The 25,959-nt window shown below is 64.1% G+C and carries 21 protein-coding genes; 10 read left to right on the top strand and 11 right to left on the bottom strand.

The features are described 5' to 3' along the window. The first annotated feature begins 422 nt into the window (after positions 1–422). The 3 genes from BDW41_RS00105 to BDW41_RS00095 all read left to right on the top strand — a co-directional run bounded on the left by BDW41_RS00105 (position 423) and on the right by BDW41_RS00095 (position 4,849). Complete coding sequence (locus BDW41_RS00105) at positions 423–1,016, top strand: fimbrial protein (RefSeq protein ID WP_074547638.1); 594 nt, start codon at positions 423–425, stop codon at positions 1,014–1,016. A gap of 45 nt (positions 1,017–1,061) precedes the next feature. Further along, positions 1,062–1,838, top strand: coding sequence for a fimbria/pilus periplasmic chaperone (locus tag BDW41_RS00100; protein ID WP_233496721.1), 777 nt, complete (start codon positions 1,062–1,064; stop codon positions 1,836–1,838). Positions 1,839–2,089: 251 nt separating this feature from the next. Then, positions 2,090–4,849, top strand: a complete 2,760-nt coding sequence (locus tag BDW41_RS00095) for a fimbria/pilus outer membrane usher protein (RefSeq protein WP_233496720.1) — start codon at positions 2,090–2,092, stop codon at positions 4,847–4,849. Positions 4,850–5,241: 392 nt separating this feature from the next. Here BDW41_RS00095 and BDW41_RS00090 read toward each other — a convergent pair whose 3' ends face one another. Further along, positions 5,242–5,880, bottom strand: a complete 639-nt coding sequence (locus BDW41_RS00090) for a response regulator transcription factor (protein WP_074547641.1) — start codon at positions 5,878–5,880, stop codon at positions 5,242–5,244. A 173-nt stretch (positions 5,881–6,053) separates the two neighbouring features. Here BDW41_RS00090 and BDW41_RS00085 point away from each other — a divergent pair, with 173 nt between their 5' ends. The 3 genes from BDW41_RS00085 to BDW41_RS00075 all read left to right on the top strand — a co-directional run bounded on the left by BDW41_RS00085 (position 6,054) and on the right by BDW41_RS00075 (position 10,763). Continuing rightward, positions 6,054–9,968, top strand: a complete 3,915-nt coding sequence (locus BDW41_RS00085) for a transporter substrate-binding domain-containing protein (RefSeq protein ID WP_158536955.1) — start codon at positions 6,054–6,056, stop codon at positions 9,966–9,968. Positions 9,969–10,144: 176 nt separating this feature from the next. Then, positions 10,145–10,441: a BON domain-containing protein gene (locus BDW41_RS00080; RefSeq protein WP_074547643.1), complete on the top strand. Its 297-nt coding sequence runs from the start codon at positions 10,145–10,147 to the stop codon at positions 10,439–10,441. Positions 10,442–10,571: 130 nt separating this feature from the next. Beyond that, positions 10,572–10,763: a DUF1737 domain-containing protein gene (locus tag BDW41_RS00075; protein WP_074547644.1), complete on the top strand. Its 192-nt coding sequence runs from the start codon at positions 10,572–10,574 to the stop codon at positions 10,761–10,763. Between the two features lie 61 nt (positions 10,764–10,824). Here the strand turns inward: BDW41_RS00075 and BDW41_RS00070 are convergent, their stop codons facing one another. Next, entirely contained in the window at positions 10,825–11,457 is a 633-nt protein-coding gene (locus tag BDW41_RS00070) for a nucleotidyltransferase family protein (RefSeq protein WP_074547645.1), read from the bottom strand. Then, the gene (locus BDW41_RS00065; RefSeq protein ID WP_074547646.1) at positions 11,454–12,545 is read right to left on the bottom strand and encodes an XdhC family protein; all 1,092 of its coding nucleotides are present in this window, start codon (positions 12,543–12,545) and stop codon (positions 11,454–11,456) included. Before BDW41_RS00065 ends, BDW41_RS00070 begins: the two co-directional genes overlap by 4 nt. Before the next feature lie 211 nt (positions 12,546–12,756). On the opposite strand from BDW41_RS00065, the gene BDW41_RS00060 reads away from it, so the two are divergent. The 4 genes from BDW41_RS00060 to BDW41_RS00045 all read left to right on the top strand — a co-directional run bounded on the left by BDW41_RS00060 (position 12,757) and on the right by BDW41_RS00045 (position 18,028). Continuing rightward, positions 12,757–13,236 (top strand): (2Fe-2S)-binding protein, encoded by a 480-nt coding sequence (locus BDW41_RS00060; RefSeq protein WP_074547647.1) that lies wholly within the window; start codon positions 12,757–12,759, stop codon positions 13,234–13,236. A 42-nt stretch (positions 13,237–13,278) separates the two neighbouring features. Next, the gene (locus BDW41_RS00055; RefSeq protein ID WP_074547648.1) at positions 13,279–15,537 is read left to right on the top strand and encodes a xanthine dehydrogenase family protein molybdopterin-binding subunit; all 2,259 of its coding nucleotides are present in this window, start codon (positions 13,279–13,281) and stop codon (positions 15,535–15,537) included. Then, positions 15,534–16,823, top strand: a complete 1,290-nt coding sequence (locus BDW41_RS00050; RefSeq protein ID WP_083337584.1) for a c-type cytochrome — start codon at positions 15,534–15,536, stop codon at positions 16,821–16,823. The genes BDW41_RS00055 and BDW41_RS00050 overlap by 4 nt, the downstream gene beginning before the upstream one ends. A 311-nt stretch (positions 16,824–17,134) precedes the next feature. After that, positions 17,135–18,028, top strand: a complete 894-nt coding sequence (locus tag BDW41_RS00045; protein ID WP_074547649.1) for a hypothetical protein — start codon at positions 17,135–17,137, stop codon at positions 18,026–18,028. A 191-nt stretch (positions 18,029–18,219) separates the two neighbouring features. On the opposite strand, the gene BDW41_RS00040 is transcribed toward BDW41_RS00045, so the two are convergent. The 8 genes from BDW41_RS00040 to BDW41_RS00005 form a co-directional block, all read right to left on the bottom strand. Continuing rightward, positions 18,220–19,773 (bottom strand): RICIN domain-containing protein, encoded by a 1,554-nt coding sequence (locus BDW41_RS00040; RefSeq protein ID WP_074547650.1) that lies wholly within the window; start codon positions 19,771–19,773, stop codon positions 18,220–18,222. Positions 19,774–19,849: 76 nt separating this feature from the next. Further along, complete coding sequence (locus BDW41_RS00035) at positions 19,850–21,241, bottom strand: sugar porter family MFS transporter (protein ID WP_074547651.1); 1,392 nt, start codon at positions 21,239–21,241, stop codon at positions 19,850–19,852. A gap of 66 nt (positions 21,242–21,307) precedes the next feature. Beyond that, the gene (locus BDW41_RS00030; RefSeq protein ID WP_074547652.1) at positions 21,308–22,213 is read right to left on the bottom strand and encodes an SMP-30/gluconolactonase/LRE family protein; all 906 of its coding nucleotides are present in this window, start codon (positions 22,211–22,213) and stop codon (positions 21,308–21,310) included. After that, positions 22,210–22,971, bottom strand: coding sequence for an SDR family oxidoreductase (locus BDW41_RS00025; protein WP_074547653.1), 762 nt, complete (start codon positions 22,969–22,971; stop codon positions 22,210–22,212). Before BDW41_RS00025 ends, BDW41_RS00030 begins: the two co-directional genes overlap by 4 nt. Before the next feature lie 2 nt (positions 22,972–22,973). After that, positions 22,974–24,122 carry a galactonate dehydratase gene (gene dgoD, locus BDW41_RS00020; RefSeq protein ID WP_074547654.1) on the bottom strand — a complete coding sequence of 383 codons (1,149 nt, stop codon included), beginning with the start codon at positions 24,120–24,122 and terminating at the stop codon, positions 22,974–22,976. Continuing rightward, positions 24,119–24,757: a 2-dehydro-3-deoxy-6-phosphogalactonate aldolase gene (locus tag BDW41_RS00015; RefSeq protein ID WP_074547655.1), complete on the bottom strand. Its 639-nt coding sequence runs from the start codon at positions 24,755–24,757 to the stop codon at positions 24,119–24,121. Before BDW41_RS00015 ends, dgoD begins: the two co-directional genes overlap by 4 nt. 4 nt (positions 24,758–24,761) lie before the next feature. Beyond that, positions 24,762–25,685, bottom strand: a complete 924-nt coding sequence (locus BDW41_RS00010; RefSeq protein WP_074547656.1) for a 2-dehydro-3-deoxygalactonokinase — start codon at positions 25,683–25,685, stop codon at positions 24,762–24,764. After that, on the bottom strand, positions 25,682–25,959 hold a 278-nt coding region (locus BDW41_RS00005), incomplete at its 5' end, for an FCD domain-containing protein (protein ID WP_146217271.1). The genes BDW41_RS00005 and BDW41_RS00010, both read right to left, overlap by 4 nt.

Raw genomic sequence — 25,959 nt, 5'->3', positions numbered from 1 at the left:
GTCGTGGCGATATTGGCAGTAACGATCGCGCCGACTGGATGCGTGCAGCCATCCTGACCCAATGAAAGTCGTCCGAGGCCAAATGGGCGCGACGTTGATTTGCATGTGGCCCGATGCGCATGGATCGAGTCGTCCATGCTGTGGAGAAGTGCCTTGGGAACGATCCTGCTCGTGAGTGGACTCGCGATCAAAGTTGGATGGCTGAGTTTTACCTTACAAGGTCAGGGATTTACGGCTACCCCTTAATCAGTTCGATCTGATTTCGATGACTGCCGCACTTAACAGATCATTACTAAGTCGAACGGTGGTCCCGTGATCGACATGATGCCTTACCCACCATGGAGCACCGGATGACGGAACGAGCAAGCCGACGTTCCAGCCGACCCTTGGAGAGCGGGCTTTTCTAACGAAGGAAGACATCCATGAAGAAGACTCTTATCTCTGCTGTTCTGGCTGCCACGTTTGGCCTTGTCGCCATGCAGGCTTCGGCCTCTGACGGCACCATTACCTTCAACGGCACGATTACCGATACCACGTGTACTGTCACGGGCGGTGGCGCTGCTTCCGGTCAGGGCAATATCACCGTGAAGCTGCCCACCGTTAGCACCACTTCTTTGGCAAAGGACGGTCAGACTGCGGGCGATACTGCGTTCTCTCTGATCCTCAATTGCTCCGGTGGCTCGCCGGCTGGCAAGACCGCAGCACTATGGATTGAAACATCGCAGACGCCTGCTCTTGACACTGCCACCGGCGCTCTGAAGAACCAGGCCGCTGGCGGCGCCTCGAACGTGGAAGTCCGCATGGTGAATCCGGCCAATAATCAGCGCATTGATCTGAGCATCAACAGCGCTGTTACCAATGGCGCAACCGTGATTGCCGCCAACAATCAGCCGGCCGCAACCATCGTTGGCACCACTGCGACGCTGAACTACCTCGGCCAGTATTTGGCCAAGGGCGGTGCCGCGACCGCGGGTGCCGTCAACACTCAATTGACCTATTCGATGCAGTACAACTGATCAATTAGTCAGTTGACCACAACGGGGCCGGCGTATTCGGCCCCGTTGTTCAACCGCATCTCATCTTTAATTAGCAAGAGAACCTCCATGATCGTTTTGCGTCGCACTCTTTGCGCGTTTGCCCTGGCCTTCGCCACCTTGGGTACGGCGCAGGCAGGCATCACCATCAACGGCACTCGCGTGGTGTATCCCGCTGACCAGCGCGAGGTATCGCTCAGCATGGTCAACGATGGCAAGGAGACTCGCCTCGTTCAGGCGTGGATCGACAGCGGCGATGCCACCGAGCGACCGGATACCAGCAAGGCGCCGTTCCTGATTACGCCGCCGATGGCGCGCGTCGACCCTGGTAAGGGTCAGACCTTGCGCATCATGTTTACCGGCGCGGATCTTCCGCAGGATCGCGAAACGGTTTTCTGGCTAAACATTCTGGAAATTCCACCCAAGCCCAAGGCGGGCAGTGACGCGGCAGAGAACTATATGCAGCTCGCCGTGCGTTCGCGCATGAAGCTGTTCTATCGCCCGAAGGGGCTGAAGGGCTCTCCGGATGCGGCCGCCGACCAGCTGAGCTGGCACGTTACGCAGGAGGGCAAGGGCTATCAGGCGGAGTGCACCAACAATACGCCGTTCAACATTTCCTTCAGCGACCTTACCTTCAAGGGCTCGCCGCAATTGCAGGCCGTTTCCAAGGGTGGCATGTGTCCCGCCATGGGCAAAGCAACCCTTCCGGTGGCAGGCGAGCCTGATGCCAGCAACAAGTTGGTGATCACCGTCATCAACGACTACGGCGGTTTCAACGAGCACGAAGTCAGCTTCAGCCGCTGATCTACCTTTGGCGCGAACCGCAGGCCTTCATCGCGGTAGCCACGTATCGAACTCACCCGCATCTTACGCCCGAGAGGCACCCTGGTGCCTCTCTCGGAGATGTGTTGCGCAACCTCTTCGAGTAGCCAGGCGATATGAACTCCAATAGCCGTACGCTTCGCTTATACGCAGCCCCTTTAAGGGTCGAATACGTCCTCCCTCCGTGCATCCCGGCCCATGGCGGGATGCGGCCGCGGTTGCTGGCCAGTTCCGTGGTTGCCGCGCTTGGCGCTGTCCCCACGGTGCTTTGGGCTGCCGCATCTTCCGCTGCCGCTGGCGGAGCACTGGATCCGGCGGCAGGTTCCGGCTACGCGGAGTTCAGCAACGCATTCACCGGCTCCGCGAAGAACGTCGACATTTCCCGGTTCGAGAATGGCGTCAGCGTATTGCCCGGTACCTACAACGTTGACATTTTCGTCAACGAAGGACGGGTAAGCCGGCAGAACATGGAGTTTCGTGCCGTCGAAGGCATGAAGAACGCCCAGCCGTGCTTCACCTACGCCGAACTGCTCCAGATGGGCGTGGACGTTGGCAAGCTCGATCCGGCACGGATCAATGCGCAGAACACCTGCATCGCCATCGGCGATGTCAGCCCTGATGCCACCGCCACGATGGATATGGGCGAGCTGCGCCTGAATGTCTCCATCCCGCAGGCATCGCTGCTCAAGCACGCGCGCGGCTATGTCAGCCCGGCGTTGTGGGACCAGGGTGAAACCGCTTTCCTGCTTGGCTACAACTTCAACGCGTACTCCATCAACCAGAGCTACAGCGGGCCGCGTGCGAGCGGCGGCAACGCCATCGGTACGGACGGGACGCCGGTGCAGGTGCAGGGGAGCACGCTCTATACGCTGGGGCCAGGTGGCGCCTATGTGCCCAGTGCCACCGGCAACTACATGCTGAGCAACAATGGCACTTACGTGCCGGTGCAGATCGGCAGCTACACGCCCGCGCAGGCCGGCGGTTACAGCTACAACGACATCAACGCCTACCTTGGCCTCAACCTGGGTTTCAATATTGCCGGCTGGCGTGTGCGCAGTGTGGAAACCGCGCAGTGGGACCAGAAGACCGGTCGCACCAACTGGCACAACTTCAATACCACGGCCACCCACGACATTACCCAGTGGAAGGCGCAGTTCACGGTGGGCGACAGCTACACCCAGGGCATCGTGTTCGATACCACGCCGTTCCGAGGCATCACGATCTATAGCGACGATCGCATGTTGCCGGACTCGCAGCAGGGCTTTGCACCCGTGGTGCGTGGCGTTGCCAATACGCAGGCCCGCGTGGAAGTACGCCAGAACGGCAACCTGCTGCTTGAAACCACGGTGGCGCCTGGTCCGTTCGTCATCAACGACCTGTATTCCACCGGCTATGGTGGCGACCTGACCGTGACCGTCTTTGAAGCCGACGGCACCATGCACACCTTCACGGTGCCGTATTCGGCCGTACCGATGCTGCTGCGTCCCGGTGTCAGCCGCTGGGCCATCACCGATGGCCAGGTGCGCGACACCACGCTGCGCAATGGCATGCCGTACTTCGTGGAAGGTACCTACCAGCGCGGCATCAACAACTGGCTGACCTTGTACGGCGGTGTGCAGTCCACCTATCGGGACCTGTATCACTCCTATCTGGGCGGCGCGGCCGTCAATACGCCCATTGGCGCGTTCGCATTGGACGTGACCAACTCGCACACGACCTTCAAGGGAGCTGGCGGCTCGCTGTCGGGTTACAGTTCTCGCCTGTCATACTCCAAGGCCATTCCGACCTCGGGCACCACGTTGGCGGTGGCCTCGTACCGCTATTCCAACGATAACTTCCTGACGCTGAGCGACGCCGTACAGACGCAGGACCAGCTGACCTCCCTGCACAGCACCAATTGGGCCGCGCCCGTCGTGCTTCGTGCCAAGCAGCGCATCCAGGTCACGCTGAACCAGGACTTCGGTGGCAAGTACGGCCAGCTTTACTTCAACGGCAGCCGCAATACCTACTGGAACGGCATGCCCGACGCCACCACCTACCAGCTGGGCTACAGCAACAGCTATCGGCGCGTGAATTTTGGCATTACCGCCAGCCGCACCTATACCTCCAGCCCTGCGTTCAATGGTGGGCATTACGACAACCAATTTGGGCTCAACGTGTCTATCCCGCTGGGCGGTCCTTCGTCCCGCAACTCGCCCATGCTTTCGGCCATGGTTTCGCACGACGACACCATGGGCAACAACGACCGGGTGGGCATCAACGGCACGTTCGGCGAACGCAGCCAGTACAACTACAACGCCAACGTCAATTACACCGACCAGGGGAACAGCAATACCACGGCCAGCGGCAACCTGGGCTGGCAGGCGGCGTATGGCAATCTCAATGCCGGCTACTCTTACTCCAGCCACTACCAGCAGGGTTCGGTGGGCGCGTCTGGCGGTGTGGTCGTGCACGGCGGTGGCATCACTCTAGCGCCGCAGATCGATCTCAACAGCCCCATCGCGATCATCGAGGCGCCGGACGCCAAGGGTGCCCGCGTCTCCAGCAGTGGCCAGACCCGGATCGACGGTCGTGGCTACGCGGTGGCCACCAGCTTGATGCCTTATCGCATGAACGACGTCACGCTGGACCCCGCCAGCACGTCGATGGACGTGGAACTGCAGACCACGCGTGTGCAGACCGCGCCCCGTGCCGGCGCCGTCGTGCCGTTGAAGTTCTCCACCGTCAGCGGACGCGCAGCGCTCATCCGTGCCAAGCAGCCCAATGGCGATGTGCTGCCGTTCGGTGCCGAGGTGATCGATGCCAGCGGAAACAGCGTGGGCACCGTTGGCCAGGGCGGACAGATGTTTGTTCGCGGAGCGGAAGAGGGCGGTGCACTCACCGTGCGCTGGGGCGACTCTGATCAGGAGCAATGCAAGGTCAACTATCAGCTGCCGCCGCGCATCAAGGGCAGCGCATACAGCATGGACGCCACGACGGCTGTTTGCCGATAGGCTGCGTAGCGAGAGGGGCAGGGCGCCGCATCCTCTGCATGAGGGGCGCCCTAAGTTCCATGAAGAACATCGAGAGCGTGGGGCCGCCTTTGGTGCCTCGCGCAGCTCCCTTGTTCTTTCCGCGCCCGGGGGCGAGACCTTTGTGACGGGTGCCCAGGTATCCCGAATTGGCGAGCGCGGCACCGCTCCTCATGCCGAATCGAATCAGAGGATTCGACAGCGCTACAAACGGTGCGTGCTTACCGCACTTCGATCAGGGTATTACAGGCGAGAGGGTTGGGCAGAACGTCGCCAGCTGCCACATAAATAGCAAATCCACACCGGCTGGGATGTGGATGCCTTGGCGAGGACGGAGATGCCTCGTCCGAATTACTTAAGCAATTCACCCAGCCTCAGCAGAGGCCATGTTCGTGCGCGTACGTATACAGTTCGGGGTCGTTGCGTAGCCCGAGCTTGTTCATGGCGCTGATCTTCTGGTGACTGATGGTCTTCACGCTGCGCCCACGCTGGGCGGCAATTTCAGACACGGTGCGTCCAGAGGCAAACAGGCGAAGCACTTCGGCTTCACGGGCGGTCAGCGGCACGCCCGGTGCTGCGGCATCACGTCGAGGCGACATCTGGAACAGCTGCCTGGCATTTGCGCTAACGTAGCGGTCACCAGCAGCCACTGAGCGCAGGGCGTTCGATAGTTCGCCCATGCCATCGGACTTGATGACGAGCGCGGTCACGCCACGATCGTGGATGGCCCGAAGCAGGGCAGGGTTGGTGAGCATCGTCAGTACGACAATGGGCAGCTTTGGCTTGAGTTGCCGGATAAGGTCGAGCATGGCCAGGCCGTCTTCCTCGGTGTGGCCTGGCATGTTGAAGTCGGTAACCAGCAGATCGCACGTATCGTTTCGAAGAAAGGCAAGAAGCTCGTCGGCATTGGATGCTTCACCAACGACCTGTGCATCCGCCATGCGGAGGATTTCCATGCGCACGCTTGCGCGCACAATGGGGTGGTCGTCAGCGACGAAGATTTGGAGAGGCATAACGAAGGGAAGTCGGGAAGATCCAGGAACGTAAAGGATAGCCGTCCAAAGCGTCGCGCTTTCTTTCGTTTGAGGTAATTCGGATAAGTCTCATGGATGGGTTTTGCATGCGACTCTTATTCTCGATTCTTAGAATCGTGATACCCGGGGAGCCTATGCATCGACGTCGGGCGATGAGTCGTTCCATATCGATTGCCTTGCATGGATGGAAGGGCACCGGGCGCGCCATGTCGCGGGCGCTTGTTCGGCTCATGGTGTTCCTTGTCGTACTGGCATTGGCTTCCGGTGTTCATGCGTCCACTTCGCCCGCCGTCGAGCTGACGCCCGAGGAATCGGCGTGGATTGCCGCGCACCCCGTGATACAGGTGGGTGTCTATGCGGGTAACCATTTTCCGCTCGAGGCCTGGGTGGCGGGCGCACCCGATGGCATGGGCGTCGACTACGCGAAGCGGCTGGCGAGCCGCGTCGGTCTGCGCCTCCAGTTCAGGCCGTTTACCGATTGGGATGGCATCGCCTTCAATGAAGCCGATCAACCCATGCCGTTTGATCTATTGGTGGGCCAGCCCGTCGGGCGGAACGCGCAACTGATCTACCTCAAGCCGTATGCGGAAGGCAGTTTCGTCATGGTGGCGCGCAAGGGCGACCTTCAGATTCTGGACGAAAGCAGCCTTGCGCACGCTCGCATCGCCACGGAGCGCTTCGGCAAATACTTCACCCAGCGTGTGAGGGACCGCTTCCCCGGCGCCACCATGGTGTTCGCTGACGATGCCCGCCAGGCGCTGGATATGGTGGTGCGGGGACAGGCGGATGCCTTTATCGGCACATCGGCCCGGACCCGCTGGCTGCTCAGCGAGCGGGAGCAGGATGATCTCAGCATCCTTACTTCACTTCCTGATATGGGCATCATGCGCGCCTCGCTGGCCGTCTCCCGCGAGCAGCCGATGCTGGCCGCGATACTGGGCAAAGCCGAAGCATCCATTACCGGCGACGAGCTGACCAATCTCCGCTCGCGTTGGGGAGTGGACGCGGATTTTTCGGCGGTCATACCGCATGGCCACAACCTGACCGATGGTGACCGCCGCTGGCTCGCCACCCTGGGATCTATCCGGGTCGGCTACGAGTCGGATCGTTTTCCCTACAGCTTCAAGGATAAGGACGGCGCGCTGGATGGGCTGGCCGCGGACTATCTCGCGCTGCTGAAAAACCAGCTTGGGCTGCGATTCGAGTTCGTACCGACGCGTGACCTGGATGAACTGCAGCGCCGCGTCGCCGCCAAGGAAGTGGACGTGGTGGCAGCCGCCATGCCGGCCGACTACGACCCGGCGATGATGACCTTCACGCGTCCCTATGAGCGCTTTCCGGAGGTAATCGTCGCCCGCATCGGTTCGCCTGCCGTCGCGGGGCCGGAAGACTTGCGAGGGAAAAAGGCTGCCGTTCGCGAGGAAGCCGGGCTCATCGACAGCCTGAAGATGCTCATGCCGCAGACCCAGTTCGTGCCGGTGGCGAGCAACGAGGCAGGTCTCAAGCTGGTGGAGCGTGGCGAGGTGTCTGCCTACATCGGAACGCTGCCCGCCATCGACGCCCTGATTCGCGACCGCTATGCCGCCACGCTCCGCGTGGTGGCGCCTGCGGGGCTCGATCAGGACATCACCTTTGGCGTCAGCCGGGACAAGGCGCGGCTTGCCTTGCTGATCGATCGGGTCATCGGCGGCCTCAAGGACAACCAGCGCCAAGCCATGCGCAGTCGCTGGCTGCGGGCCAATTACAACTATGGCGTGCCTTGGGGCTGGGTGCTGCTTGGCCTCGCGATCAGCGCTTCGGTGGTCACCGCCATCGGCCTGGCATACAAGCGCATGCGTGATGCCGAAGCGCGGGCACGCGCGTCGGAGCAGCGCCTGGTCGATACCAACGAGAACCTGCCGGGCGTGGTCATAAGGCTCTACATCGACGCGCATGGCCAGCGCGTTTACGAGTACGTCAGTGGACCGACGCAATCGCTGTTCGGCATGTCCCGCGAAGACATCCTTTCCGGTGCAGCCAATCCGCTGGATGCCATGCGGGAGACAGATCGCAACGCGATACGCGCCTTGGTGGATCGGGTCTATCAATCAAGCCAGGCGGACGCGGTCGAGTTTCCCTTGCATGTGAACGGGCGAACCCGTTGGATACGCGCACTGGGCGGCGAGCCAAAGCCTGCCGGTCATGGCGGCTATTTCTGGAGCGTCTATTGCGCCGATGTGACCGCGCTGAAGGAGCAGGAACAGGCCTTGATCGAGGCCAAGGCCACGGCTGAAGCCGCCGTGGCGGCCAAAAGCGCCTTTCTCGCCATGATGAGCCACGAGATCCGCACCCCCATGGCCGGCGTGCTTGGCCTGGTGGAGCTGCTCTCAAAAACGCCATTGAATGCCGAGCAATCGCACATGGTCAGCATGGTGCAGGATTCCTCGGGAGCCCTGCTGCAGATATTGGACGATATCCTGGACTTCTCGCGCATCGAGGCGGAGAAGCTGGAGCTTGAGCCGGAACCCTTCGATGTGCGCCTGTTGGCGGACAGCGCCGTGGGCACCTTTGCCGCGCGGGCGCAGCAAAAGAGCCTGCAGCTGTATTTGGTACTGGATTGGCGCCTGGCGTCCGAGTACCGCGGCGACGCTAATCGTATCCGGCAGATCATCAACAATCTCCTAAGCAATGCACTCAAGTTCACCCAGGAAGGACACGTAAAACTCCGCGTGGAGATGGCGGGCGAAGTGGAGGATGGACAGCGGCTGCGCTTCACTGTCACCGATACGGGCATCGGCATTTCACCGGATCAGCTGACGCGGCTGTTTCAGCCCTTTACCCAGGCGGAAGCCTCCACGACACGCCGTTTTGGCGGCACGGGGCTAGGCCTCAGCATCTGCCGCCGCCTGGCCCACATGATGGGCGGCGATGTTCAGCTGAGCAGCGAGGAGGGTGGTGGTACTTGCGCAGTCTTCGAGGTGACGCTTCCTGTCTTGCGCGGCGCTTCCACGATGCCCGACATGAATGGCAAGCGGGCGCTGGTCTGCACGCGTGACGCCACCATCGAGCACGAACTGGCCAATGCGCTTTCCGCCATGGGCCTAGCCGTCATGGAGGTGGACGCCGAGGATGTGGCCGAATTTACCCTGGAGGATGTAGACGTCTATATCGCCGATGCGTCGATCATCCGCGAGGGCATCAAGATCATCGGCGCGCCGACTATCCACGTATTTCCAGACACCGATCCGCGCGGGTTCTACGTCGATGCCGGCAGGATCATGCTATGCGGCAGCCCGTTGCTCTGGCGTTCGGCGACGGATGCGTGTCGCATGGCGTTGGGTCTGCTCGATGCACGGCGGCCTGCGTCGATCGCCGCGACTGAAGGAGCGGGCGCGGTACGCGTGCTCGTTGCCGAGGATCACCCCATCAACCGTGCGGTGATCGACAGGCAGCTCCAGTTGCTCGGATATGAGCATGTCGTTGTCGAGGACGGTCAACAGGCGTGGGATGCGCTGATAACGGAGCATTTCGATGTGCTCATCACCGACTGCCATATGCCTGTGCTCGATGGCTACGCGCTGACGCATCGCGTCCGCCAGTCCGAAGCGGGCACCGACAGGCATTTGCCGATCATCGCGCTGTCTGCGAGCGCGCTGCCCGAGCAGGTGGAGAAGTGCCGCAATGCGGGCATGGACGATTTTCTCGCCAAGCCCGTGCAACTGGACGATCTACGGCAGAAGATCGCCGGCATATCGGGCCAGGTGGCGGCCAACGACGGCCCGCCCGTCCAGGACAGGTTGGCCTATCTGGTCGGCATATTCGGCTCGGCATCCCAGGTAAAACACTTGCTCGAGGGCCTGCTGGACGCCGGGTGGTCCGATATCGCCAAGCTCGACGCCGCCATCGCAGAGGGCGACACGGAGCAGCAGCGCGACCTCATCCATCGTCTTGTCGGTTCGCTGCGGCTGATCGATCCCAAATCCGCGGAAGCCGGTGATGGGGAAACTTCCGCGCAGCGACGCGATGCCATCGCTCGGGAGCTCGCGGAGATTCGCTCGTTGGTTGAGCAGTTGCGCCTACGCGCCTGAAAATAGCGTCACGGGATTGTTCAGTATTTGCGCGGCTCCGGCCCGCATTTCACTGAAGGACGTGCAGTACAGTGCACATGCGGTTCACGGCCCGAAGGGACTAATAGGGCCGTCTGCATTGAATGCGCATGAGGCGAGGTGACGATATGTGGCGACCCATGCTCGCTGGATTGGCTATGCTGATGGCGGGCAACGCCATCGCACTTCAAACCACGACACCCCCGCCTCATCAGGCAGCTTCGCAGATTCACAGCTCGCAGGACGCGCAGTTGCAGGCATCGGTTCGCCGCGCCATCGCCGATGACACATCGTTGTCGGATGCCGGGCATCGGGTGCTCGTGATCGTTTCGGATGGTGCCGTGGTGCTCCGCGGACCCGTCAAGGACGATGCCGAGAAATCCCGCATCGATGCCCTTGTGCGAAAGGTGAGCGGCGTGAAGGAAGTCACCGACGAGCTCGATGTAAGGCAGTAATGGCAGGCGTCCTGCCGATGGGACAAAGTCCGGAGCAGCCGATCGCCCTGCGCACGATTGCGTGAGGCTGGTGTTTGCCGCCATGCTGTGACGATCGCGCCTCCTGGCGCCATTTCCAGGAATCCTGCTCATGTCCAGTACACCGCCCGACGGCTTGCCGCGATACCGCCTTCTCACAGGCAAGGACGATGCCACCTTCTGTCACAGGGTGTCGGAAGCGCTTGCGCAGGGTTATGTGCTTTATGGCTCGCCAGCCGCGACCTTCAACGGTGAGCACGTGGTCGTCGCGCAAGCCATCCTGTGGCCTGAAGTCGAAAGGTAGAGCGCGCCGGCGTCCGTGGGCGAGTTCGTTGCAGATGCACGATACGCGGTGACGGATAGACCTAATCTAGCCCGTCAACCAGCGGCCGGTCCCGCGCTGCCTCCCAGGCGTTGTAGTCCTCTGGCGTATCGATGTCCTGGAAGGCCGCAGGCAGGTCGAAGCCCTCCACCAACGATGCGTGTCGCTCGATCAAGGCGCGCGCGCCTTGTGTACCGCTCACCGCCATCAGTTCGTCGGCGTAGGCAACGGGAAAAAGGCAGGGCGGCCCGAAATCACCGTTCTTCTGGCATGCAAGGATGCGGTCGGGTCGTTGTGCGTGGGCTGCCAGCATGCGTTCCAGGTCGTCCACCTTGATGGCAGGTTGATCGGCCAGCAGTACCATGAGCGATTGCAGCGGCGCCGCTTGCGCCAGCAGTGCCTGCACGCCGGTAGCCAGCGAGCTGCCCATGCCGTCACCCCATGCCGGATTGCTGACGGCGATCACGTCCAGGTTGTTGAGGCAGTCGGTCACGCGATCACTCTGCGCACCGACCACGACCACGACCGGATGCAGGCCAGCCGCCAACGCGCCGCGGACGATGCGGCGGGCCATGGGTTCGCCGTCAATGGCGATCAATTGCTTGAGCGCTCCGTAGCGACTGGAGCTCCCTGCCGCCAGGATGACGGCGCCTACGGAGGCATGCGATGGCGTCATGGATGAATAGGCTCCCGTGATCGATTGAGCGGGCCGCCGCTGCGTCCATGCTGCAGGGCGAGGATTTCCGCGGCGATGGCCAGCGCGATCTCCTGGGGTGTTTCCGAACCCACGTCGAGACCGGCCGGCGCGTGCAGCCTGGGCTCGTTCGGAAAGGCGGCGCATATCTCTTCGGCGCGGCGCCGCGAACCGATAACGCCGATGTAGCGCACGGGCGTGGCCATCAGCGCCGCGACGTAGGCAAGGTCGCGTTCCAGCCGATGCGTCATGACCACTGCGGAGGTCAGGCTGTCCAGCGTCACCGTGGTCGCCAGTGACTGGGACGTCGCGAGCACGTGGTGCACGCCGGGTTCCGTGGGCACCTCGTGGTGGTGGGTGCCCACGAGTGTCGTTCGCCAACCCAGTTGGGTGGAAAGGCGGGAGAGCAGGGTGGCGCCCATGCCATCGCCGACAACGACCAGCGCGTGCGGTGGATGCAGTGTCTCCAGCAGTATCTCGTGATGTCGACCCGCGTCATCCACGTGCCTGGCCGCCGCGCCATTCACGCCGGACTGCTGCTCCAGGGCAGCAAGAATCTGCCGCTGCAACGGAGGATGGTCGATGTTTGTCCAGGCATGGTCATCGCTCTTTACCAGGCGAAGCAGGCGCCCCCTTGGCGCATGGCCGTCCGTGGAGAATACCGAGGCCATCACGCCGGGCGTGCGAGCCACCCGCAGTGTCTCGATGGCGTGAAGGAAGCGAACGTCCTCCGGCTCGCGCCACGGTTCGATCAGTACCTCGAGTTCGCCACCGCAACCGGTTTCGATCATCACGTCGTAGTTGCTGTCGCGCCCATACGCGACCACGTCGCACTCGCCAGTCTCCATCGCCCGTTGAGCGCGCAGCGCGATATCCCGCTGCGGACAGCCGCCCGACAACTCGCACACTATGCGTCCGTCCCTGAGCACCAGCATGCTGGCGCCGGCGCGGCGAAAGGTCGAGCCGTGGGTGCGCGTAATGGTGACCAGTGCGGCCTCGCTTGTGGCGCCGTGCAGATCCAGCGCCTGTGCGGCGCGGTAAAGCGGGTCGAATTCCTGGGCGACATTCATGGCGACACTCAGCGACGATGCCTGTCGATGTTCCGTCAAGCCGGCGGCGCACGCCAGTGGGTGGCTTGCCTCATGAAAGCCTCTTCACTTGCCTTTTCTTTGGACGGGAGGAAGATCGCTTCCATTCGTGACGGCGGCCCGACGTGGCCGGGCGCTTCGGCGCCCCAGCGGCTCTCGGCCCTCGCGTACTTGCCTTGCCAGGGAGACACCGATGATCGTGCTATCCATCAACGGCCAGGACACCCAGGTCGACGTACCCGACGACATGCCCTTGCTGTGGGTGCTGCGTGACGTATTGGGCCTCAACGGCACCAAGTTCGGCTGCGGCATAGCCCAATGCGGCGCCTGCACCGTGCATCTGGATGGCCAGGCCGTGCGCTCCTGCGTGCTTCCGGTGTCCGGGGCGGCCGGCAAGAAGATCACCACCATCGAAGGCCTCAACGCCACCGACCTCGGCAAGCGCGTGCAGCAAGCGTGGCTGGGGATCGAGGTGGCGCAGTGCGGTTACTGCCAGACGGGCCAGATCATGTCCGCAGCGGCGCTGCTGGCCGAGAAGCCCACGCCTACCGACGAGGACATCGACGCGGCCATGTCCGGCAATCTCTGCCGCTGCGGCACGTACGTGCGTATTCGTGCGGCGATCAAGCAGGCCGCCACGGGGCAGGCCACCTTGCCCCAGACCATCGCCTGAACCTGCCTTTGTCCGCCCATCGCCGACTGCCGAGGGTTTGCCATGATGCTACGCGTTGATCTAGCCAAGGACGATATCGAGCTGCAGAACCCCGCGCGCCGCGAGCTGATCAAGCGAGGCGGGCTGGTGGTGGCCTTCATGTGGCTCGGCGGCGCCAGCCGGGTGTCGGGTTTCGCCCAGGGCACGCGGCTCGATGCGGATCACCCGCAATTCGCGCCCAATGCATTCGTACGCGTGGGCAGCGATGGCAGCATCCAACTGGTCATGCCGTGCATTGAGATGGGGCAGGGTGCCTATACCGGCCAGGCAACGCTGCTCGCCGAGGAGCTGGATGTTGGCCTGGACCAGATCACCGTCGAGCACGCGCCACCCAACCGGGCGCTTTATTCCAATCCGCTGCTGGGCGATCAGGCCACCGGCGGGTCCACCACCATTCGTTTTTGCTGGACCAGCCTGCGCGATGCGGGCGCCGCCGCGCGCGCCATGCTGGTAATGGCCGCGGCGCAGCGCTGGAAGGTCGACCCGGCGCAGTGCACCGTGGCGCGCGGCGTGGTCACCCATGCAGCCACTGGACGCACGCTGCGTTACGGCGAACTCGCCGAGGCGGCCGCCCGTGTCGCGCCGCCCGCCAAGCCCACGCTGAAAGACCCCAAGGATTTTCAGTTGATCGGCAAGCCGATGCGGCGCGTGGACACGCCAGGGAAGGTGGATGGCACGCTGCCGTTCGGCATCGACATCCGTGTTCCCGGCATGAAGGTGGCGACGGTGCGCGCCTGCCCGACCTTCGGTGGAACGCTTGGCGCCGTGGATGACTCGCGCGCCCGGGCCATACCCGGCGTGCTCAAGGTGGTGAAGCTGGACAACGCGGTGGCTGTGGTCGGTGAACACTTCTGGGCGGCGAAAAAGGGCCTGGAAGCGCTGGACATCCGGTGGAACGTGGGCGCTGGCGGCAACTACTCCACGGAACAGCTGTTCAAGGACCTGGCCGATGCCTCCGAGCACGGCACGCCCATCGAGGCGAAGAACGTCGGCGATGTCGGCAAGGCCACCGGCAAGGTGGTTTCCGCCACCTATCAGCTGCCCTTGCTCGCGCACGCCACCATGGAACCGATCAACGCCACGGTGCATGTGCGCCCGGACGGTTGCGACATCTGGGTCGGCACGCAGGTGCCGGCGCGTTGCGTGGATGTCGCCATGCGGGTGACCGGCCTGCCGGCCGAGCGCATCCAGGTGCATAACCAGTACATGGGCGGCGGCTTCGGCAGGCGCCTGTTCGAGGATTCCGTTGGGCAGGCCGTGGGCATCGCCAGGCAGGTGGAGTATCCGGTCAAGATCATCTGGACGCGCGAGGAGGACATCGCGCAGGACCGCTATCGCCCCGCCTATCTCGACCGCATTTCCGCCACGCTGGACGACCAGGGCAAGCCCGTGGCGTGGACGGATCGCACCACCGGTGCCTCCGTGATGGCGACGTTCGCGCCGCCGGCCATGGGCAAGAACGGACTCGATCCGGACCTGGTGGAGTGCGCCGCCGAACTGCCTTACGAAATACCCAACATGCGCGTGGAATGGGTGCGCCACGACATGCCCAACGGCGTGCCCATTGGCTGGTGGCGCGGCGTGGGGCCGACGCACAACGTGTTCGTGGTGGAGAGCTTCATCGACGAGCTCGCGCATGCCGCGGGCAAGGATCCGGTGGAGTACCGGCGCGCGATCCTGGGCGACAATCCGCGTGCCAAGGCCGTGCTGGAATTGGCCGTGGAGAAGTCCGGCTGGGGCAGGGAAGCGGTGCCCGCGCGTCATGGCCGCGGTATCGCGCTGGCCGCGCCCTTCGGCAGTTATCTGTGCGTGGTGACGGATGTCGAAGTATCGCCCCAGGGCGAAGTGATGCTGCGCCGTGCCGTCGCGGTGGTCGATTGCGGCACGGTGGTGAACCCCAACACGGTCGAGGCGCAGATCCAGGGCGGCCTGGTATTCGGCTGGAGCGCGGCCATGTACAGCGGCATCACGCTGAAGAACGGCGCCGTCGAACAACGCAACTTCAATGACTACCGGGTGATGCGCCTGAACCAGACGCCGCCGATCGACGTGCATCTGATGCCCAGCAAGGAGACGCCCGGCGGCATCGGCGAAACCGGCACCGTGATGGCCATGCCCAGCCTCACGAATGCGATATTCGCGGCCACGGGCGTGAGGCTGCGCACGCTGCCCATCGATCGCTCGATGCTCGTGCAGGACAAGGAGGCACTGAAGTCCGCGGTGGCGGCATCGTCGACCTTGCCGACGGGGAGGCTCGCATGAAGATCGGACGCATGATCGCAACGCTGGTGGGCGTGATCGTCCTCGCAGGCATCGTCTTCGCCATCTACGCATTTGCCACGGTGACGCACGGCGGCAACGAGCAGGCAGGGCAGCCAGTCGGCACCGGCGTTCCGGCCGATCTGCCCGCGCAGGTGGCGCACGGCGAATATCTCGCGCGTGCCGCGGATTGCGAGGCCTGCCATACCGCGCCCGAAGGGCAGCCATTCGCGGGTGGCGTGGCGTTCAAGCTGCCGTTCGGCACCATCTATTCGTCCAACATCACGGCGGACAAGGATACCGGCATCGGCAACTGGAGCGACGAAGACTTCGTGCGCGCACTGCATGCCGGCGTCGACAAGGACGGCCACCCGCTGTATCCCGCGTTTCCCTATACCTCGTACACTGCGCTCAGCCGCGACGACATCCTGGCGATCAAGGCCTATCTGTTCAGCCTGCCGGTGGCGCATGCACCGGCGAAGCCCAATGACCTGTCGTTCCCGTTCAACCAGCGCTGGGCGCTCAGCCTGTGGAACGCGCTGTTCCTGAAGAAGGAGCGCTTCCAGCCAGAGCAAGGCAAATCGCCGGCGTGGAATCGCGGCGCCTACCTGGCAACCGCGCTGGGTCATTGCGGCGAATGCCACACTCCGCGCAACGTCGCCTTCGCCATGAAGACGGGCGAAGCCCTGGCTGGCACCGAACTGCAGGGCTGGATGGCCTACAACATCACGTCCGACAAGGATCATGGCATTGGCGCGTGGAGCGACCAGGAACTTATCGACTATTTCTCCAAGGGCCACGCCGCTGGCCGCGGCACGGCGTCCGGGCCCATGGGCGAAGTGGTGGGCTACAGCCTGCAGCACCTGACCCCCTCGGACCTGTCCGCGCTGGTCACCTACCTGCGTGACGTAAAACCGCAACAGAGCGGCACGCCCGTGCAGGCGACTGCCGGAGTCACCGCATCGGCTCAGGCACCGGGCCTGGGCGAGCAGCTGTTCGCGGGCGCCTGCGCGGGCTGCCATACGGAAAGCGGGCAGGGCAGACAAACCGACTACGCCACACTCACGGGCCTGCGCTCGGTACGGGACCCGCATGCCACCAATCTCACGCAGATCATCATCAGTGGCTCTGCCTTGAACGTTGGCGGGCAGCGGGTGTTCATGCCGTCCTTCGGTCACGCGTATTCGGACACCGAGATCGCCGCACTGTCCAACTATGTAATGAACCGCTTCGGCGGCCAGCCGGCGAAGCTCAGCGCGGCAGACATCGCCAGCCGACGACAGCCATGAGACGCGGCATGTTCGGGAAATAAAGCCTACTCAGCCTACAGCCGAGTAGGCCGACGCCGCGAGTTGCTGTCCGTGCCTAGACTTTTCAGTGCTGTCTGATGGCGCGCGCTGCCGCAACGACCTAGTCTGCGCGCCGCCATCACGCTCACCGGCTTCTTTTCCCTCCCCCGTTTGGCAGAGTCGGTGAGCTGATGGTGCTCCATTCTGCCCTCGGCACGGAGTAGTGCGGTCGCAATCACGGCAGAAAGACACCCGCTGGCGTCACTCTTACGCCGCACCCAGGGCCGGACGTTCTTCCCGAGGATGAATTGATGCCGATGATTCACACCCGCAGGAACCTATCGCCGCGTTGGGCCGGCGCGTTCCTGCTGGTGGCATTGGCCACTCAGGTCCACGCCCAGGAGACAGCCATCGTCCAGGTCGACCCACGGACGCAGGCCCGCGTGGAGTTGTCGCCCAAGCATCTGGCGATCCATTTTCTGCTGAGCGGCAAGACGCAGATGTTCGACATCGAGCCGACCGGCGCCGATGTCCGTCTGGCCACCGACGATTTCAACTTCGATGGCCACAAGGATGTCGCCGTTGTCGACTCCCACGACGGCGTCACCGAGGGTTACCAGATCTTCCTGTTCGATCCCACGGCACAGCATTTCGCGCCGCTTGAGGTGAAGGCCGGCGGAAGCTGCGCCGGCCTCGCGGAAGTGACCGTCGACGCCACGAGCCACACGCTGTACAGCGCATGCTGCGGCACAACCTGGATCTTGGACGCCTATCGCTATACCGCCGATGGCAAGCTCTATCTCTATCAGTCGACCGAAGAAACCGGCCTGGCCGAAGACCCGGCGCTCCAGCGATTGTTCGGAATCAAGGAAGGCAGCGCACCCATCGGCCGGTTACTCACCTATGACGACAAGGGGCACGTCACCGCCCGCGCGCTCGCTTATCGCGACAGCTTGTCGGTTGTCCGAGCCAACGCACGCGTCGCCGTGGACCATCTGGCGCTGCACGACAAACCGGGCGTAGGCGTGGCGAAGCGCTTCTTCGTTCGCGGCGACGCTGTCGAGGTGGAAGACGTCTCGGGAGATCTTCGGTGGGCGAGGGTGGCGTATCGCTCAAGCGCCGGGGCCAGCGTTCACGGCTGGGTAACCGTCACCGGGCTTGCGCCGCTGTCGTCAGCCGGCCAACCTGGCCACGAGGTCCGGTGAGCAATAACTACCGTAATAACAGATAGTTATCGAAGTTGGGTTTGGGTTGCCTCCCGAGGCGGGCCAACTATCGCCAATTTCCCAGCCGGCATTAAGCCTCGCGTCCGGATCTTTGACCTGGGTATCCGATAAGGTCGGCCCAGCATCCTTCGATACCGGACCGACGTTTAACTTGGCAAGTACCGGGCCCTTTACTTAAGTATCCACTGCTGCGGCGCCAGGCCGTTATCGGTCCAGATCTGCAACTGCGTACCGTGCGTGGTAGAGCCGGCAGGATCATCCAGCATCAGCGATCCGGAGGCCTGGTTCATCAGCTTGTAGCTGCCGTTGCCCAGGTCCATGAACATCCAGTTCTGGTTGGCATTGTTGGCGCAGCCCCACAGTGTGACGAGATTACCGGGCGTGGTGCTGCCGCCCGTGTTGTCCACGCATAGCCCGGTCTGCTGATTCTGGATGCTGAACCAGCCGCCACCCTTGGCGTGCACTGTCCAGTTCTGCACCGGTGCGGCATTGCAATCCCAAAGTTCCGCGCTGGTGTTGTTGGCGGTGGACCAGGCCGTGTTGTCCAGGCACAGGGCGGGTGCTTGCACGCTCTGGAACACATGGGTGGAACCGTCGGCCGGCTGGCGGTTCCAAGACTCACTCGCGAAGTACACAATGCAGCCGCCGTTGAGGTAGTCCGAGGCCAGCTCGAGGATGCTGGATCCATCCGTCGCCGGCAGCAGCGCGGACGAATAGTTGGGGCAGTAGTTGTCGTAGGCGGTGGGCACCTGCACCGGCGCACTGATGGTGTACCAGTTGCCGGCGCCATCCGCATTGGTGTTGACGAACAGCACCTTGCCGTTCGACGCGGACACGCTGCCGTCGGATTCGTACATCACTTGTCCGACCAGCAGGATGGCGCCGTTGCTGGAAAGGACCGATGGACTCCAGCGATTCAATGGCGCATGTTCCAGATACTGTCCTGCCGTGGTCTGCACCTTCGCACCCATGTTGGCAGGGTCCCCGAAGTTCCAGCCATCCGTGGAGGTGCGTGAGAATACCGTGCAAGCGGCTGGCCCGCAGAGCTCGTAGCTCATGAAGAAGTGGCCGTTGGGCAGCTTGCTCACCGTGATCATGCCGGGGCGATCGCCCGGGATGGTGCTGCGTACGGTGTTGGTCTCGTCCTGCCAGCTGGCGCCGTTATAGCTGCGGATTTGCGCGAGCTTCTGGCTGCAGCAGGCGTCGGTCTCATCGGACCAGAACATGACCAGCGCGCCATCGTTGGCGACTTCGAACTCCGGCTCCCACAAGCCGTGGCTGTTATCGCCGCGCATCACCGGAGTGCTGTGGTATGTCCATGATGCGCCCTGGTTGGAGCTGGTGTAGACCTCGATCGCAGGTGTGCTGCCGGAGAAATACGAGGCGGCGGAAATCAGCGTACCGGCCGGCAGTGAGCCGACCTGTTGCGGCAGTTCATAGAGCGTGGCGCAGCAGCGCTCGGTGCTACCGCCGATCGTCGGCACAACGCCCAGTTTGGACCAGGTTGCGCCGTTATCGTTGCTCTGGAAGATGATGCCGTTGGTGCTGGCTATGAGCCGCCCATAGGTGTTGACGGGCCCGTGTTGCAACCTCACCACGCGTGGGTAGAGCGTGCTTCCCTGCAGTACGGTTCCGGTGGCGGCGTAAGCGCTGCCAGAGATGTTCAGCAGGCCAAGCAGGAAGACGAGCAGTACAAGAACAGGGTTGGATCGATAGCACCACATAAACACTCCTCCATGGCCGTCCAGAGACGGCCAAGCATGGGTTAATGGGTACAGCGGTTGGTGGGCTGGTTAGCGCTTACCGGCCTATGTCGCGAAGGCGCTTGCCGCTCATCAGGTTGCGTTCGATCTGCTCCAGCGTGACGCCCTTGGTTTCCGGCACCAGCCAGTAGGTGAGCACGATGAACACCGCATTGAGCGCAGCGTAGAGCCAGAACGTATTGGCGTTGCCGATGCCGTTGAGCAGGGTGAGGAAGGTGATGCCCACCACCCAGTTGCAGGCCCAGTTGGTGAAGGTGGAGCAGGCGATGCCGAAGTCGCGGCCCTTGAGCGGCTGGATCTCCGAGCACAGCGCCCAGATCAGCGGGCCGGCGGACATGGCGAAGCCGACGATGAAGATCAGCAGCATCGCCACGGTGAAGATCTGCGCGCCGTGGTCGTGGATGCCGTTGTGCATCATCGCGCCCACCACGCCCAGGCCCACGGTCATCACCGTGAAGCCTGTGTAGAGGATGGGCTTGCGGCCCCAGCGGTCGATCAGCGCGATGGCGATGAAGGTGGCGAGCACGTTGGTCAGGCCCACCAGCGCGGTGAACCACATCTGCGCGGCCGTGTCGTAGCCCATTTCCTGGAAGATGCGCGGCGCGTAGTACATCACCACGTTCATGCCGGTGAACTGCTGCATCACCTGCAGCAGCACGCCCAGCCACACCGAGCGGCGGAAGTTGCGGTTTTCCTGGAACAGGTGCCAGCCGCGCTGGGGCGTCTTGAGCTGTTCCTCGATGTCGGCGGTTTCGCGCGCCACCACGTCGCTGTCGCCGCGCAGGCGCTGCAGCACGTCCAGCGCTTCCTGGCGGCGGCCGCGCATCAGCAGCCAGCGAGGGCTGTCGGGCAGGAACAGCACGCCAACCAGGAACAGCACGCCGGGAATGGCGATCACGCCGAGCATCCAGCGCCACGCGCCGCTGTAGCTGAAGGCCGTATCGGAGAGGAACGCCACGAAGATGCCGATGGTGATCATCAGCTGATAGGTGGAAATCATCGCGCCGCGAATGTATTCCGGCGCCACTTCGGCCAGATACAGCGGTGCCGTGAAGGAGGCCAGGCCGATGGCGACGCCGAGCACCACGCGCGCGGCAATCAAGGTTTCCGGCGACCATGCCAGGCCCGACAGCAGCGAGCCGATCACGAAGAGCACGGCGCCGAGCACCAGCGAGCGCTTGCGGCCCAGGTGCGCCGACAGCCAGCCGGCACCGACCGCGCCGATGGCCGCGCCGAACATCATGGAGCTCACGATCCACTCGATGACGTGGTCGCCGACCTTGTATTCGGCCTGGATGAACTGCGTGGCGCCGGAGATGACGCCAACGTCGAGGCCGAACATCAAACCCGCCAGGGCGGCGAGCACGCAGACGAAAACGACGGTGGCCTTCGATTGCACCGAAGATGGTGCGATGACTTGGGCATTCATGGATGACTCTCCCCCACTGGCGTTGTGGTTTGCCTCAATGGGCGTGGTATGGATGGGCCGCGGTCCCTACGCAGCGGCGATGACGTGCGGCGGCGGGCCGGCGAAACGTGGTTCCGGCAAGCCGCGAAAGCCCGTTTCGGCGAAGAACAGCGCACCGGCATAGGGCTGAGCCGCGAGCGCGGCGGCATCGAGGCCGTCGCGCGCACTGGTGATGTATAGCGTGCCGAGGTCCGATCCGCCAAATGCAGGACGGGTCGGTTGCGAAGCCGGCACCTCGACGATGCGGTCGAGGTGGCCTTCGGCGGTGTAGCGCACCACGCGGCCCAGTCCCCACTGGGCATTCCACAGGCCGCCGTCGCGGTCGACGGCGGAACCGTCGGGTTCGCCGCGCGCATCGTCCAGCGTCACGAACGTGCGCACGTTGGAAACACGGTCGCCGTAATCGCAGCATTGGATGCGTCGCGCGGGCGAATCGCAGAAGTACATCGTGCCGCCGTCCGGGCTGAAGGCCACGCTGTTGCTGATCGCCACGCCAGGCAGCGGCAGGCGTTCTAGCGTCAGGTCGTGATGCAGCCGCCAGAAGCCGCCGACGGCCTGCTTCGGGCCGTTGGCCGGTTCGTGCAGCGTGCCGAACACGAAGCGGCCCTGGCGGTCGCAGGCGCCATCGTTGAGCCGCGTCGGCAGGTCCGCTTCCACGTCGGTGATCGGAATCAGCGCCTGCATGGCCGGATGGAAGAATGCCAGCCGCGAGGCCAGTCCCAGCAGCAGCCAGCCGTCCGCCTCGCACAGCGCGAAGCAGGCGAGCCGCTCGGGCAGGCTCCATTGATGCAGCGCGCCGTCGTGCGGGCGATAACGCCACAGCGTGGCGGCGTGGATATCGGTCCAGTACAGCACCTGCGCGCGATCGCACCAGGTCACGCCTTCGCCCAGGGTGTTGTGCACCTGCATGGCGACAGCGGCCTGCGCGTTCATACCCAGCCTCCGTCGACGATGAAATCCTGCCCGGTGCACATGCGGCTGTCGTCGGCGGCGAGAAACAGCGCGGCGCGCGCCAGATCCTCGGCCATCAGATAGCCGGGAAGGCACTGCACGCGCGCAATCTCGGCCTTGCCGGCATCGTCCAGCCACAGGCGTTGCTGTTTCTCCGTGATCACCCAGCCGGGCACCAGTGCGTTGATGCGGATGCGGTCGCGGCCGAGTTCGCGCGCCAGGCCGTTGACCAAGCCGTGCACGGCAGCCTTGGCCATGGCGTACATCGGGTAGCCGGCGTTCTTTTTCATCCAGCCGGTGGAGCCCAGGCAGATCACAGAGCCGCCGCCGAGCTGGCGCATGTCCTCGCGCACGGCTTGCGTGGCGAAGTACTGATGGCGCAGGTTAATCGCGATGTTCTGGTCGAACTCCGCCTCGGTGGTACTGCCGAACGCGTGGCGCACATCGTTGGCGGCGTTGTTCACCAGGACGGACACGTTGCCGTTCAACTCGCGCGCCGTGGCGATGGCCGCCTGCAGCGCTGCCAACTGGGTGACGTCGCAGCGGATGAACAGCGGGCGATGCGTGCAGGTGGCTAGGTTTTCCGACAACGACTCGCCATGGGCCTCATCGATGTCGATGAACGACACGCGCGCGCCTTGCTTCGCGAAATGCTCCACGAACGCAGCGCCGATGCCGGTGGCGCCACCGGTAATGAACACATGGCGGTCAACGAGGCTGGGATAGGTCGCGAAAGCCATGCTCACCACTCCGCCACGCTGCCGTCGGCATGGCGCCAGATCGGGTTGCGCCAGCGGTGGCCGATGGCGGCGCGCTCGGCCACGTAGTCCTCGTTCACCGCGATGCCGAGACCGGCGCCGTTGGGGATGGTGACGAAGCCATCGTTATAGGCGAACACGCTGCGATCCTTCACGTAATCGAGCAGGTCGTTGCCGGCGTTGTAATGGATGCCCAGGCTCTGTTCCTGGATGAAGGCGTTGTGGCACACCGCGTCGATCTGCAGGTTGGCGGCCAGCGCGATGGGGCCGAGCGGGCAGTGCAGGGCGAGTGCCACGTCGTAGGCTTCCGCCATCGCGGCGATCTTGCGCGTTTCGGTGATGCCGCCTGAGTGCGAAGGATCGGGCTGGATGATGTCCACGCCGCCCATCTGCAGCACGCGCTTGAAGTCGTAGCGAGTGTACAGGCGCTCGCCCAGCGCGATGGGCGCGGGCGAGATGGCGGCCAATTCCGGCAGCGCTTCGAGGTGATCGGAAAGCACCGGCTCCTCGATGAACATCAGCTTGAACGGCGCCAGCTCGCGCATCAGCACCTTGGCCATCGGCTTGTGCACGCGGCCGTGGAAATCCAGACCAATGCCGATGTGCGGGCCCACCGCGTCGCGGATGGCCTGCACGTTCTCGATCACCTGCTCGACCTTGTCGTGCGTGTCGACGTATTGCAGTTCCTCGGTGGCGTTCATCTTCACCGCGGTGAAGCCACGCGCCACCGCGTCCTTCGCGGCGCGCGCGGTGTCGGCCGGTCGGTCGCCGCCGATCCACGAATACACGCGGATGCGCTCGCGCACCGGGCCGCCGAGCAACTGGTGCACGGGCTGGCCCAGATCCTTGCCCTTGATGTCCCACAGCGCCTGGTCGATGCCGGCGATGGCGCTCATCAGCACGGGCCCGCCGCGATAGAAGCCGCCGCGATACATCACGTTCCACAGGTCTTCGATATGGCGCGGATCCTTGCCGATCAGGTAATCGGACAGCTCCTCCACGGCGGCGGCGACGGTGTGCGCGCGGCCTTCCACGATAGGCTCGCCCCAGCCGACCACGCCCGCATCGGTGTCGATGCGCAGGAACAGCCAGCGTGGCGGCACGAGATAGGTGGTGAGGCGGGTGATCTTCATGCAATCGTTCCTTGGGATGCGGAGTGGCTGCGCCAGGCGTCGGCGAACGCGCGGGCACGCGCGGCGACGTCGCTGGCCGTGCGGCCGGGAGCGTAGAGGGCGGAGCCGATGCCGAAACCGTTGGCGCCCGCGGCGAGCCACGGGGCCATGGTGTCCGGCGCGATACCGCCCACGGGCAGCACGGCGGTGTCCTTCGGCAGCACCGCGCGCCATGCCTTGAGTACGGCGGGGCTGGATTGTTCGGCGGGAAAGAGCTTGAGCGCGTCGGCGCCGGCAGCCAGCGCGGCGAACGCTTCGGTGGGCGTGGCGACGCCGGGCACGCAATAGAGTCCCGCCTGCTTGGCGGCGCGGATCACGTGGACGTCCGCATGCGGCATCACGACCAAGCGACCGCCTGCATCCGCCACGTTCGTCACATGCGCGGGATCGAGCACGGTGCCCGCGCCGATCAGGATGCCGTCGCCCAGCGCATCGACCATGCGGCGGATGCTCTCGAACGGCTGCGGCGAATTGAGCGGTACTTCCAGCATGCGGAAGCCGGTATCGACCAGCACGCGGCTAATGTCCACGGCTTCATCGGGCGTGAGGCCGCGCAGGATGGCGACGAGGGGGAGGGGATCGAGCCATGCCTTCATGGGTTCATGCCGTTGCTTGCGTGGAGACCAGGCCGGCCGCCGTGGCGATGCGCCAGAGTCCGTGCGAGGTGGTGGTGTCGGGCGTCGTGCGGAGCACCACGCCGAAGCGTTCCGCCGCGCGCAGGTAGCGATCGCACAGCGGACCTTCGCCCACCATGTGCACGCTGTCGTGTGCGTTCGCCCAGCCGCTGGCGAGCGCGATGCGCAGCTCGTCGCCGATCAGCAGGCCGGAGAGAAAGTCCGCTACGGATGACGCCGGCAGCGCGCCGTCCAGCATCAGCGTGCGCGCCAGGAACACGCACGACAGCGCACCGGCCGCGCCGCTGTCGCGTGCCGTGTCGACGCCGCGCAGGAAAGCCTGCGCATCGTCGATGGCCGGCGGCAGTTGCGCGCCGAGCACGGAATGCTGTGTCAGCAGGCCGTACAGCTCGCCCGTCATCACGGTGGCGAAGCCGGTCACCGCGCCGTCGCGCAGCGATACCCATTTGCTGTGCGTGCCGGGCAGCAGCAGGCAACCGCGGCGCGCGACCTCCGGCAGCAACGCCGCCACGCCGGCCACCTGGGTTTCCTCGCCACGCATCACGTCCGGACGCGACGGATCGCGCAGGCCGGGCACGATGTGCACCGCGCGGCCGTCCGTCGTCGTCATCGCGGTCAGCGCATTGGCGAGTCGGTCGACATGGCTGGGGGTGTCCAGGTATGGCACTTCATGCCAGCCGTTGCGGCTGCCGACCATGCCGCAGGCGATCACCGGCGCGGCGGGCCAATCGGCCACCGCCTGCGCGAAGGCTTCGGCGAAGCCGCCCGCAGGCAACTGGCGAACGCCGTGCCCCAGCGCGCGCTTTTCCAGCACGCGGCCCTCGCCGTCATAGCGGTACGCACGCAGGTGCGTGCTGCCCCAGTCGAGCCCGATAAGGCCGGTGCTCACGTGCCGGCCTTCCGACGGCCGCCGCGGGCACGCGTACGCTGCAGGTTCTCGTGCGAGTCGGCGACCATCGCGAGCATGGTCTTGCGCGCCACCTCCGGCTGCTGGCGCTTGATCGCCTCGAACACCTTGTGGTGATAAGGCAGCGAATAGCGGAAATCGGTGGCGCTGCGCGCGGACAAGGTGAAGAACGTGCCCAGCGCGGTCTCGATCACCGAGAACAGCGACTGCATCAGTTCGTTGCCGGTGGCCTGCAGCACGGCGTCGTGGAAGGCGA

This window comes from Dyella sp. AtDHG13 (assembly GCF_003201105.1).
Classification (GTDB): domain Bacteria; phylum Pseudomonadota; class Gammaproteobacteria; order Xanthomonadales; family Rhodanobacteraceae; genus Dyella; species Dyella jiangningensis_B.
This window is presented reverse-complemented; position numbering and strand designations above follow the sequence as displayed.